Here is a 12190-nt window from a genome sequence, read left to right on the forward strand (position 1 = left end):
GAAGTAGGTGAAGTTTTTGTGGAATGTTGGGTTTATTTCTTCCAGCTCTAATTTTCTCCCGAAATGGGATTCGAATTCTTTAATGAGGTTTAATGCTTGATTATATACTCTTATAGTCACCGGTGCGATGCTGCCCTTTTTATAGGTGATGTATTTATCTATTAGTTCGGTGAAGGTGAGTTTTGATTGGACGGTTTTTTCTCTGGTTTCATTCTTTAGATATGATTTTAACCGGTTTCGCAGAAAGAGTGGGGAGATATTTTCTGCGTCCCTTGCCCCTTCTTTATAAACATCGATAATGGCACTGCTTATATCATCCAGGTAATTATTATCCTCATCTTTATATTTTCGGGTTATGTTTTTTAATCGCTGCTTTTTGAAATCCCATTCATCATACCTGGCTTTTATTCCGGTTCCGTATTTTAAACGCTGTGATCCGTAAGTAAAGAAGAGGTAAATATAAAATTCCTCTTTTTTGTTTTTAGCAGCTTCATTTTTGCTTTTGAAAGCAAATCTAACAGTGCCTTTTGCTCTAGTTTCCATCCCCCGATTTATTATGTTTTGACCAAAAAGGTACAAATAAGGGTACAAATTTAAGCATAATTGTGGATACCCAAGAGATAAGTAAGTTTAACGATTTCACTTAAACCCCTTAATTCACAATGGTTTTACTGAGTTTTAATGATATATGTTAAATTTTTTGACGGGGCAAAACTGGTACTGGAGGCACCACCTTGAAAGCCCTGACTTTTAGTCGGGGTTTTTTGGTTTAAGCTTTTACCTAAATGAGTAATAGCCTTATCTGGCGGGAAAGTAAAAGTGCCTGTACGGCTTTTTGATGGGTATTGCCTGATCAATTCTCTAAAGGCTCGTTCTCGTAATCATAGGGAATATAATTTTCCCATTTCCACGGAGTAAATGTATCTCCAATGGTTTTTTCCAGTAATTCTTTAAAAATGCTTTCCCCGTTATCGCTATTGGACAAAATGAGTACTCCTATACCAGTTTCGGGGAAAATTATAGAATAATGCTGAAAACCTTCTGAATGTCCTTCTTTGAAAATTCCTTTGCCATAGGGTGTATCTAATACGCCCCAGCCTAACCCATAACCTAAGTCTATATCTTCGTTCTCACTGGTTTCCACCAGGGCATTGGGTCCAAACTGTTGCTTGCTTTTAATGGAGATTTGCTGCTTAAACATCTCATTATAAGACTCTTTTTGCAATAATTTTTGATCTAAGACGGCTTGCAAAAACCTGGAGTAATCTGCTAAGCTTGTACCAAGACTGCCAGCTGCTCCGGCATCATCTGCCTCATCAAAGGGAACAAGAGTTTGATTTTTTGTATGTCCGTAAGCATATTGACCTTTAAACTTTTCTCGCAAAACGTAGATATAGCTTGTTCTATCCATGCTTAATGGCCGAAAGATCCGCTCCTGCGCCATTTCTTCGAGTCCTTTCCCCGTTATTCCCTCGATCACGAACTGTAACAGACTTAAACCTTCCCCAGAGTAACTATATCGGGCTCCAGGCTCGAACTGGAAATACAGCTCACCTTGTGGATCATGCCCACGGTTGGTTAAAAAACGCCAGTTTGGAAAGCCGGTGGTATGAGTCAGACACATGCGAGCAGTTATTTTTTCATACCTCTTATCCCCTTTTAAGTGGTGATAACCTTTCCAACTTTTCGAAAATTCATAGTCTGGAAGAGGTTTTTCAAGATAATTTTGAAGAGGAGTGTCAAGATCAATAATACCTTCTTCTACAAGCTGCATAACCAGAACAGAAAAAACTGCTTTACTCAAGGAAGCCCCGTAAAAGATCGTGTTCTCCTTCAGTATATCCTTTTCAACAGCATTACGAAGACCAAATGCTTTCTGATAAACCACCTGATTGTTATTGAGAACCGATATTGCCAGCCCGGTAACATCAGCTGTATCCATCAGTCTTTTGACCGCTTCCTCTATTTCTACTGAAGTGATCTTACCTCCATCTATTTTTTGAATTACTCCTTCCTGACCAAGAGAAAAATTAATGCAAAATAGTATGGCCGAAACTGAATATAAAATTTGTTTGAACATATTAGTCTTAGTTTAAAATTCATATTGAAACAATGACCCAAATTTAATGTTCAGAGAGCTATAGAACCACGACATCTACCCGTCACTTACCCGACTTCCTGATCTTAATACTTGTAATCCACAGCATTGGGGAATAGGCTTTCTTAATTTTAGAGAAATTTTATAACTAATGGATATTTAAAGGTTTCGTCCTTCAGCATTTTTTGTGTGTTCAAAATAATTTGGGAAAGAGTAAAGATTGAAATGAGTATAAGAAGAATTAACCCCATCTCGAAAAGCATCAAAAGCAAGAAAACACCAAGTAAAAAGGCAAGGCTAACAGTCAGGTGAAAATTAATTACCGCCCTTCCATGCTCATCATAAATTGGATGATCACTCCGCTTGTATGCCCAAAGAATAAGCGGTACAATAATATTTCCAAAAGGAATGATAAAACCTATCAACGGCGAAAGATGAAACATTAAAAGCCATTTTCTTTCAGATGCACCGGATAATTTTTCATCTTCAGCAAATCCTCCGGACAAGAGCTCATGGACTTCAAGTTCTAATGAACCTGCAAGTAAAGCTAATGTTTGTAGGTGAGGTTCTACTTTAGCATTTTCAATTCTTTGAATTGTTCGAACAGCTACCCCGGAACTTTCAGATAATTTTTCCTGCGACCAACCTTTACGTTTTCTCTGATCACGTAAATTTTTAGCAACCGTAGCTTTTTGAGTTATTTCCGAAGGCATTTAAGCGTTTTTCAAGCCACTAATTTACAAATTGTTGATTCAACTCCGGTTTAAGCCTTATCTCTCTAATTACTCACGGCAACTTCTGAATATTCAAGCTTCCGGATGGGCAATATTTCTCGGTAAGTCAAACATCGCCACACCCATTCCAGAGGACCATAAAGAAAATAAGTTAGCCAGATTTTACTGTAAATTACTTGAAAAATAAAGACAGCCACTGCACTTAGTAAAGTTTGTATTGGACTTAAGCTTTCATAAAGTTTAAATCCGAGTGAAGAAAAAAGTATGACTCCAAATACACTGTGCATCACATAATTCGTAAGCGCCATTCTACCCACGTATTTGAAAGGATTGAAAATGCGCTGAAATTTGCTGTTATACCAAATCCATCCAATTCCCCAAAGGTAAAACAGACCCATTACGATATCTGACAAAAACATGAATTTAAAGAAAAGTGGTCGGAGACTTTCGTTTCTGTAAATCTCTAATTCCGGAAGATAAAATAAAAACAGGATCCTGTAACAATTCGTAAGAATGGCAATGAAAATTACAGGTTTCTTTATTTTCTCGATAAAAGCCTCCAGAGATTTCCAGATTTTCTTTTTCCCAAAATAAAGCCCCAACAGAAACATGGAAAGCGCTACAGGAGCCAGGAATGAATATAAAATCGGGATGTTAGACATGTATTCAAGAAATCGGAGTTTTATTCCTTCCAGGTAGGTTCCTTCACTAATGATCCTCACTACTTCGGCTCCCGCATAATCTTTTAAATATAAATGAGGCTGATAGTCAAGGTAATTAAATAAAGCACCAAAGATCTGGTCATAATAAGGAAACAACAAAAAGAAAGCAGATAGAATCAGCAACATTCTATTGGAAATCCTAATCAATAGTGTCACCAACAACCCCAGCATGGCGTATAAATGAAGTACGTCTCCCGACCATAGTAAAATTATATGCAGTAACCCGATAATAAATAAGGCGAACATTCTCCTTAGGAAAAAGGAAAATGTCAGCTCCTTCCTCTCGTATAATTTGAGTGCCTGCATAGAAATTCCCAGGCCGAAAAGAAGTGAGAATATTGGAAAAAACTTACTGTAAAAAAATAACTGAAGGATCTTTACCGCAATTTGGTCTATAGTGGAAGTCCACTGTTGGCTGAACACCTCCTGGTTTACGAAGGTGCTATTCATAATTTCAATGTTAACCACAAAAATTCCCAGGACTGCAAAACCGCGGAATATATCCAGAAGTTCAATTCGTTTTTTCTGTTTTGTTGGAGATACCTGAATTGAATTGCTCATAAAATGATGGAGATAGATTTTTTAGACAATACTATGTTTTTCTGATTTCAACTTTTCTGTTGAATATAAAGCCACGTAGAATTTTTCTCAGCAAAAATCCTTAATGAGATTCCAAGTGATTTTTTTCTTAAAGATTTATCCTGAAATGAGATGTAAATTTCTAAACCTCATTATTCTGATCCTTTATTAAGAGATTTATCAAGGATTAATCTGGCAAACAGGGATCTATGAACTTCTGCTTTGTCTAAAGGATTCCCCCACCACATTCCTTCACTGTTTGCAAGAATTATTAAAGTCAATTTTCTTTCAGGGATTTTAAGATATAAGGCTGTAAATCCTGCTTCCTCATCCCATCCGGCATGCCAAATAAGTTTTTCCCCTCTATAATCCTGGACATACCACCCAAAGGCATATGGTTGAATTTTTCCTTTTTGATTTCAAATATCTGATCAAACTGAGCCTGAATTCAGGCCTTACTTTGCGCAGAAAAATTAAAGCTGATAAGGAAAAGAATAGAAAATAAAAAAATCGTTTTCATGATTAAAGTTTCCTCAAATATAACTAAAATATTAGTTTAACTAACTTATTAGTTAAAAAATACAAAAATCTTTAAGGACTCCATTTTTATCAGTATCCTGTTGCACCGAGATAAAGCAAGGAAGCGATAAAGTTTATCCAAACCACAAACAGCAATTCCAAACCAATTGAGATTACACTACTGCTGAGATAAAAAGTAACAGGGTGAAAATCAGAAAGAACCCTAAGGCGGTATAATAAAGTAATCTTTTCATGTACTTAATTAATTTTCTTTCCTAACCAAGCTAGTTTGTTTTGCGATAACTCCATACAGCCAGAGCGTTCAGAACGACAGCAAAAAAGCTCATCACCCCAAAATGCCATAAAATATCACCTAATCCAGATCCTTTTAACATTACCATTCTAATGACCTCTACAAAATAGCGAATCGGGTTTAAAAGGGTTAATTTCTGTGCCCAATCGGGCATACTTTCAATAGGGGTAAACAAACCACTCATCAGGATAAAAACCACAATAAAAAACCATGCAATAAACATCGCCTGTTGCTGGGTATCGGTATAATTTGAGATAAAAAGGCCCATTCCAAGTATAACAAGAAGATACACCGCTGTAAACAAGTAGATCAATCCAATATTCCCAACAATTGGCACATTGAAGACCACCCTGGCAATTAAAAGCCCCACGCTAAGTATTATTATTCCCAAAACCCAGAAAGGAAATAATTTGCCGATGATGAACTGATATTTTTTAATGGGGGTTACGTTTATTTGTTCGAGAGTTCCTACTTCCTTTTCTCTAACGATATTCATTCCTGAAAGGAAGAGGGTTAGCATAGTAACTAATAGCACCAGAATTCCCGGCACCATGAAGGTCTTATAATTAAGAGTTTCATTATACCAGAAAGAAGGGATGGTGAGAATGTTCATTTGCTTAAGCGTACGGTCTTCCGGTTGCATTAATTCCACAGAAATCTTCCTGTTAAAATCCCTCACAACCCGGTTAAGGTAAACATTTTCTACTCCGGCTTTGGCACCATCTATTGCATTGAGGTAAACTGCTAACGAATTTCTTTTTTCCCTAACAAGGTCCCGCTCAAAATATCGGGGGATTTCCAGAACAACATCAACTTCTCCTCTTTTCAGGGCATTATCAGCCTCTTTTTTTGAAGGGTATACTCCTAAGACCGAAAAATATTCGGAAGCTTCAAATTTACTGATCAATTCCCGGGAAAGCGAAGTCTGATCCTGATCTATATAAGACAGCCGTATATTATTCACCTCAAAGGTCGCTGCGTTTGAAAGTATAATCAACTGCAATAAAGGCATAACGAAGATGATAGGCAGCATTCCTTTGTTACGCATAATTTGCTTAAACTCCTTCTGAACTATGTATTTTATGGTTTTCATTTTTCTCTCCTCCCCTATTTTTATTCCAGTCTGATCTTATACTTTTTTACACTTATCCCGATAAACACAAGAGCCATAGTGATAAGGATAAGGGTCTCTTTCCATAGGAATGCTATTCCCACCCCTTTAAGCATAATTCCTTTTAGAATTATGATAAACCACTTCGCAGGAATAATATTACTAAGTACCTGAAGTGGCTCAGGCATACTCGAGATCGGAAAAATAAACCCCGACAACAAAATAACCGGAAGCATCAAGCCCATCAGAGACATCATCAGGGCGGCTTGCTGAGTTGCTGCAATTGTAGAAATAAGAACTCCAAGGCTTAATGCAGTAATAATAAACAAGACACTCTCAAGAGCTAAGAGAATCAGACTCCCCTCCACTGGAACCTGAAAAACCAAAAAACCAAGCAATAAAATAATTATCGCATTGATCACTGATAGAAAGATATAAGGGAAGACCTTTCCAACTACTACCTGAATTGGTTTAAGAGGTGACACCAAAAGAATTTCCATCGTTCCCTGTTCTTTCTCCCGGGTGATAGAGATAGAAGTCATCATTGCCGAAACCAGCATTAATATTACCGTCATTACCCCTGGAACAAAGTTGTAAACACTTTTTAATTCCGGGTTATAAAACATCTGGGATTTTACTTCCAGCTTATAAGGAGCTTCAGTTTGGAGATTAATTTCGTCACTATGATGCTGGAGAATGGATTGCACGTAATTACTTATGGTATTAGCCGTATTGGGATCGGTAGCATCTGTTATGACCTGTACATTGGCCTGATTTAAAATCTGGAGATTATTTGCAAAATCTTTTTCAAAAACCAGCACCGCCTTAACTCTTCCTTTCTGAAAGACCTCCTCGACCTCCTTTTCGCTCCGCACTTCACTTTCAATATTAAAATAGGGGGAGGCATTGAGCTTATTGATAATGATCTCGGTTTCTGAATCTGCAGATTTATCCAGAATAGCTATTTCTACGTTATTTATTTCGTTAGTAATGGCGAATCCAAAAAGCAGGATCTGCACTATAGGCATTCCAAAAAGTATGATCATAGAACGCTTATCACGAAAGATGTGATAGAATTCTTTATTTACAAAACCTTTAAATCGTTCAAACATCTTTAACTTCAGATTAGCATCATTCTACGTTTCTTGCCAGTTTCAGAAATACTCCGTTCATAGAATCAGCATTAAAACTTTGCTTCAGTTTTTTAGGCGTATCCAGAGCTTCTATTTTTCCTTCCACCATAATGGAAACTCTGTCACAATATTCAGCTTCATCCATATAATGGGTGGTCACAAAGATGGTGGTACCCTTATGAGCTTCAGCGTAGATAAGCTCCCAAAACTGTCGGCGGGTTATAGGATCTACACCACCGGTAGGTTCATCCAGAAAAACGATTTGAGGCTCGTGTAAGAGGGAAACCATAAAAGCCAGCTTCTGTTTCCACCCCAAAGGCAAAGAACCCACTAAAGAATCGGCTACTTCCTGTAATTGAAGTTCCTCAAGCAACTTCCCGGTTTTTTCTTTTATATGCTTTCTGCTTAGCCCATAAATACCTCCAAAGAATTTGATGTTCTCCCTAATTGTGAGATCATCGTACATAGAGAATTTCTGACTCATATAACCTATATTTTTCTTCACCTCATCGGCCTGGCTGTGCACATCAAAATGACTTACCATAGCATCACCGGAAGTAGGTTTAGATATTCCGATAAGCATTTTCATAGCCGTAGTCTTGCCTGCTCCGTTAGCCCCGAGGAATCCAAAAATCTCTCCTTTAAAAACATCAAAGGAAATGCTATTAACAGCGGTAAAATCTCCAAACTTTTTGGTGAGCTCCTTAACTTCTATAACTTTTTCCTTTTCCATTTTCTAAGTTTCTGAAGATGAAGCCAGATCCATAAATACATCTTCTACACTGGCTTCGGCAGCATGGATCTCCAGTTCTTCGTGTTCCTTTTCAAGCAAGTATTCTTTAAGTTCCTGCAATTCAAATGTTTCTTCTGAGGAGGTGAAATGTATATACTCGCCAAACGCAAAGACGCTTTCACTACCCGGATAATCCTTTAGATCCTGAATTAATTTGTAAGTCTCCCTGGAACGAACATTATAGATTTGTTTTGGATGTTTTTCAATAATATTTTCCGGGCTATCCACCCTAAGTATTTTTCCTCCCTGAATTAAGGCGATTCTGTCGCATAGCTCAGCTTCATCCATGTAAGGAGTGGAAACCAAAATACTAATTCCCTTTTCGCGTAATCGTTTAAGCATTTCCCAGAATTCTTTTCGGGAAACAGGATCAACTCCAGTGGTAGGTTCATCAAGAAAAAGCACTTTTGGTTTATGGATCAAAGCACAACTCAAAGCCAATTTCTGCTTCATTCCTCCAGAAAGTTTTCCAGCCCGGCGATCTTTAAAGGGTTCTATTTGTATATATATATCCTTAATCAATTCGTAATTCTCCTCTATGGTTGTACCGAAGATGGTCGCAAAAAAATTGAGGTTTTCTTCTACGCTTAAATCCTGATATAATGAAAATTTGCCCGGCATATAGCCAACAGATCGACGGATGCTCTTATAATCCTTCACTACATCGTAGCCAGCCACAGTCGCCGTTCCTTCATCTGCAAACAACAGGGTAGTGAGTATTCTAAAAAGAGTGGTTTTTCCTGCTCCATCGGGGCCAATAAGACCAAAAAGTTCTCCTTGCTTTATCTCCAGGGAAACATCGTCCAGAGCCTTTAACTTTTTGTAGGATTTACTAATATTTTTGATACTAATACTCATTGCACGCTCTTATTCCAACCACATTTCTGCAGGCATCCCGATTTTCAGGCTACCCTCATTTTTCACTTTAATTTTAACAGCATAGACCAGGTTAACCCGTTCTTCTTTAGTCTGAATGATCTTCGGAGTAAATTCCGCCGAAGAAGAAATCCAGCTTACTTTTCCAGGAAAGCTTGCCATACCATCAGGAGCGTCTATTTTCACATTTACTTCCTCACCTAATTTCACATCAGGAAGCTGGGTTTCACTTATAAAAACCCGTAAAGTCATCTCGTCCAGATCAGCAATTTTATATATAGGTCTACCAAAAGAAGTGATCTCCCCGGGTTCAGCATATTTCGAAAGAACGGTGCCTTCTACGGGATTTATAATTTTACTTTTTTCTATCTGATCTTCGATTTTAGCAATTTGTACATCCAGGCTTTCCAACTCATTCAAAATAGGAGCATTCTGGGTTTGCACGCTTCTAATTTGCTGTTGCAAAACACGAACCTTCCCTTCAACATCATCCAACTGCCTCTTAGTAGCTGCCTCTTCCTCATACATCTTGTTTATTCTCTCCTTCTCATTTTTAGCGGTTTTGAGTTGCTCCTCCAAAACTCCAATTTGAGAAAGAACATTCCGGGATTTAGAAGAGACAGATCTTTTTGAAGCTATCAACTGCTGTTTGCTATAATGCAGTTGCAGGGTGTCTATTATTCCTACTAACTCTCCTTTTTCAAGGAGATCACCTTCTTCAAGGTTCAGGTACTCTATTTTACCGTTAGCCTCAGCTGAAACGGTGATTTCGGTGGCTTCAAAATTCCCGTAACCATCAGCTTTCTCCTCATCGCTACAGGAAACAAGGCCTCCAAAAAGCAAGACCTGAGTAATTATGATACTTATTCTTTTCATTATTTCTGATTTCTGAATTGAGTTATTAATTGCCTTTTGCTATTTTGAAATTGGCCCGGGCAAGAGCCAGCTGAATTTCGTGTACTTTCTGATCAATTTTGGATTCAAAAAGTTTATTGAACTCGGTAAGATATTCTGAAGAGGTGATCACTCCATTTTTCAGTTGGGATGCTGAAGCTTTAATTACTTTTTCCCTTAAAGCTAGAATCTCATTATCGGTTTCGATTGTTTGCTCCATCTTCAAAATTTCATTTTCGGCTTCCTGTAATTCCATTTTGTTATTAATCAAAAAGCTTTCTTTTTCGGCTTCAATGATATCCTGAGAAATATCCAGGGCCTTTTTAGCCTCTTTGTTTTTCCCCCAATCCAAAACATTCCAGCTAAGCCTCAAGCCGACCATATAAAAATCCTGAAAGGAATTCTCCAGCATATTTAAGCCCGGATTCCCATAACCTGCCTGTGCAAATCCTGAAAGACTCGGAACCGTGGATTTTGAAATCACTTCTTTTGAAGCTTCCAACTGTTGTTTCTTCAAATCAAAAAGTTCCAATTCCGGTCGATTATTTTCAGTTAATTCTATCTCCCAGGTGCCGGGTTTTTCAAGAATGACATGCTCACCTATTTCAATATTAAGCAAAGTAGCCAGGTTTTCACGGAGTTTCTTCCTGTCGGCCCTTACCTGAATAAGATGCTGATCGATTTTCAGCTGCTCAGCTCTCAGCACATCTGCTGAAGAAGCCAATACAGCACCATATTTTACTCCGGTTTCAACCTCATTAATTTGCGACTCTAGTTGCTCCTGTTTAGACAGCAAAAGAATTTCCTGCTCCTGTAATAGCAACACAGAAAAATACAACTGATTTATCCGGCCTTTTAACTGATATAGATTTACAGCAACCTCCTGTTCAATTGTTTTTAACTCGGCTTCTTTTAATGCCGCTCTTGCGTTGACGCTCCTTCCCTTATAAATTAACTGGTTCACATCAAGAGTAGCCCTGTATTGATCATTATTTGGTGCTTCCATAGTTGTATTAGGAAGCTGGAAAGGAAAAGAAATCACCTCAGACTGATAATGTGCCTGGGCATTAAGATTTATACTGGGCAGTTTATCTTTTCGAATTTCTGCGACTTCAGCTTTGGTTTTAGTATCCAATAACTCTACTTTTCTGGCCAGGGGATAGTTTTTCTCTGCCAGCTCATAACTTTCCTCAAGCCTAAGAATATCCTGTGCTTCCACAGAAAAAGTAGACAGGAAAATTATAATTACACTTAAAAATCTCATTTTCTACAGTCTTATGGAATTAATAATAAATTCGGCAACTTCTGTTTTTCTTTGATCCATTAAAGCATGATATTCTTTATCGTTTGTATCCAGAAAACCTTTAAACAAAGGTGCCGCGATAAAAGGCAGGATATTTAACGACATAATATTGATAAACAGTTGTTCCCCACTAATAGGTTTAATGACGCCCCGGGCTACATTGTCTTCAACCTGTAGCTTGAACTTTTTAATATTAGGGAAGTCTTTGTCTGTTCTCAGACGTTCAATAAAATCAGGATTTTTATTTAACTCCTGTATTATAAAATTGGGGAGGTAAGGATGTTTTATCACAAAAGATATATAGCTGTTGGTAAAACCTCTTATCTTATCAAAAAGATCGGTATCCTCATCGAGAATCTTCTTTAACTGCGGAGCCAGAAGCTTAAAGGCATTTTTAAATACGGCTTCAAAAAGCATTTGCTTGCTTCGGAAATAATAATGCAACATCGCTTTGTTAATCCCGGCTTTATCCGCAATCTCCTGCATCCTGCTTCCGGCCATACCTTTTTGCTGAAAGATACTTTTCGCGGCTTGCAATATCTCTGCCTCGGTATTTTCGTGTTTAGATTTCATTTTTTTAACTACATGGTTTAACCATTTGGTTAACAAAGTTAAATTTAAAAGTTAAAGAACAAGTCTTAAAAGTGTTAAAGTTTATTAGGCAGCTAGCAAGCTTTTATAAAACGAGACCACCTCCATTTCTGGAAGTGGTCTCTAACCTAAAAAACCTAATTAATATGAGAAAAGAACATTTGGGAGCTTATATTAACTCCTGCCGTCTATCCCACTTGCAAAATCCAGGATTCCTCCTAAATTGCTCTTTCTACTGGTAGCACTACAACCCGTATTGGGTTATCTGTTTCCAGGTGTTTATTATATTCTTCAACCAGCTTAAAAAACTGATCTATCTTATTATTTTTAGTAAAGGAGAAGTACAAAAGTGATTCGCTCCCTCCTTTTTCGCTGGGAAACCAGCTTTGGGTTGCTACAAGGGAATCATTATTTTTATAGCCATCTATCTCAGAGGTACTGAAGGCCTCAATCCCTGCTTCTTTAAAAAGTTTAAGTACTCCTTTCTGGTATTCAGCAACTGTAGTTACCATTAATAATTTCAT

At 37.7% G+C, this 12190-nt stretch carries 12 protein-coding genes; all 12 read right to left on the minus strand.

The genetic code is table 11. The features are described 5' to 3' along the window. A partial coding sequence (locus VIM94_RS11020) for a phage integrase SAM-like domain-containing protein (RefSeq protein WP_332039351.1) occupies positions 1 to 543 on the minus strand: 543 nt, incomplete at its 3' end. A 310-nt stretch (positions 544 to 853) separates the two neighbouring features. Continuing rightward, positions 854 to 2080, minus strand: coding sequence for a serine hydrolase domain-containing protein (locus VIM94_RS11025; protein WP_332039352.1), 1227 nt, complete (start codon positions 2078 to 2080; stop codon positions 854 to 856). 149 nt (positions 2081 to 2229) lie between these two features. Beyond that, entirely contained in the window at positions 2230 to 2811 is a 582-nt protein-coding gene (locus VIM94_RS11030; protein ID WP_332039353.1) for a helix-turn-helix domain-containing protein, read from the minus strand. A 65-nt stretch (positions 2812 to 2876) separates the two neighbouring features. After that, on the minus strand, positions 2877 to 4115 hold the full coding sequence (locus VIM94_RS11035; protein WP_332039354.1) for a DUF418 domain-containing protein: 1239 nt from the start codon (positions 4113 to 4115) through the stop codon (positions 2877 to 2879). 821 nt (positions 4116 to 4936) lie between these two features. After that, complete coding sequence (locus VIM94_RS11040; protein WP_332039355.1) at positions 4937 to 6058, minus strand: ABC transporter permease; 1122 nt, start codon at positions 6056 to 6058, stop codon at positions 4937 to 4939. Between the two features lie 20 nt (positions 6059 to 6078). Next, complete coding sequence (locus VIM94_RS11045) at positions 6079 to 7188, minus strand: ABC transporter permease (RefSeq protein WP_332039356.1); 1110 nt, start codon at positions 7186 to 7188, stop codon at positions 6079 to 6081. A 19-nt stretch (positions 7189 to 7207) separates the two neighbouring features. Further along, on the minus strand, positions 7208 to 7942 hold the full coding sequence (locus VIM94_RS11050; protein ID WP_332039357.1) for an ABC transporter ATP-binding protein: 735 nt from the start codon (positions 7940 to 7942) through the stop codon (positions 7208 to 7210). A 3-nt stretch (positions 7943 to 7945) separates the two neighbouring features. Next, positions 7946 to 8860, minus strand: a complete 915-nt coding sequence (locus tag VIM94_RS11055; protein ID WP_332039358.1) for an ABC transporter ATP-binding protein — start codon at positions 8858 to 8860, stop codon at positions 7946 to 7948. A 9-nt stretch (positions 8861 to 8869) separates the two neighbouring features. Beyond that, entirely contained in the window at positions 8870 to 9754 is an 885-nt protein-coding gene (locus VIM94_RS11060; RefSeq protein WP_332039359.1) for an HlyD family secretion protein, read from the minus strand. Between the two features lie 25 nt (positions 9755 to 9779). Then, positions 9780 to 11036 (minus strand): TolC family protein, encoded by a 1257-nt coding sequence (locus tag VIM94_RS11065; RefSeq protein ID WP_332039360.1) that lies wholly within the window; start codon positions 11034 to 11036, stop codon positions 9780 to 9782. 3 nt (positions 11037 to 11039) lie between these two features. Then, a complete protein-coding gene (locus VIM94_RS11070) occupies positions 11040 to 11648 on the minus strand; it encodes a TetR/AcrR family transcriptional regulator (protein WP_332039361.1) in 609 nt (202 codons plus the stop codon). 236 nt (positions 11649 to 11884) lie between these two features. Continuing rightward, entirely contained in the window at positions 11885 to 12190 is a 306-nt protein-coding gene (locus VIM94_RS11075) for a hypothetical protein (RefSeq protein ID WP_332039362.1), read from the minus strand.

Origin of the sequence: Salegentibacter sp., assembly GCF_036568425.1 — a bacterium.
In the GTDB taxonomy this organism is placed as follows: domain Bacteria; phylum Bacteroidota; class Bacteroidia; order Flavobacteriales; family Flavobacteriaceae; genus Salegentibacter.

Bases quoted from the DNA above. Each gene is read 5' to 3' on its own strand.
- VIM94_RS11050 (WP_332039357.1), bottom strand. From the start codon at position 7,942: ATGGAAAAGGAAAAAGTTATAGAAGTTAAGGAGCTCACCAAAAAGTTT.
- VIM94_RS11065 (WP_332039360.1), bottom strand. From the start codon at position 11,036: ATGAGATTTTTAAGTGTAATTATAATTTTCCTGTCTACTTTTTCTGTG.
- VIM94_RS11075 (WP_332039362.1), bottom strand. From the start codon at position 12,190: ATGAAATTATTAATGGTAACTACAGTTGCTGAATACCAGAAAGGAGTA.
- VIM94_RS11035 (WP_332039354.1), bottom strand. From the start codon at position 4,115: ATGAGCAATTCAATTCAGGTATCTCCAACAAAACAGAAAAAACGAATT.
- VIM94_RS11030 (WP_332039353.1), bottom strand. From the start codon at position 2,811: ATGCCTTCGGAAATAACTCAAAAAGCTACGGTTGCTAAAAATTTACGT.
- VIM94_RS11060 (WP_332039359.1), bottom strand. From the start codon at position 9,754: ATGAAAAGAATAAGTATCATAATTACTCAGGTCTTGCTTTTTGGAGGC.
- VIM94_RS11045 (WP_332039356.1), bottom strand. From the start codon at position 7,188: ATGTTTGAACGATTTAAAGGTTTTGTAAATAAAGAATTCTATCACATC.
- VIM94_RS11025 (WP_332039352.1), bottom strand. From the start codon at position 2,080: ATGTTCAAACAAATTTTATATTCAGTTTCGGCCATACTATTTTGCATT.
- VIM94_RS11040 (WP_332039355.1), bottom strand. From the start codon at position 6,058: ATGAAAACCATAAAATACATAGTTCAGAAGGAGTTTAAGCAAATTATG.
- VIM94_RS11070 (WP_332039361.1), bottom strand. From the start codon at position 11,648: ATGAAATCTAAACACGAAAATACCGAGGCAGAGATATTGCAAGCCGCG.
- VIM94_RS11055 (WP_332039358.1), bottom strand. From the start codon at position 8,860: ATGAGTATTAGTATCAAAAATATTAGTAAATCCTACAAAAAGTTAAAG.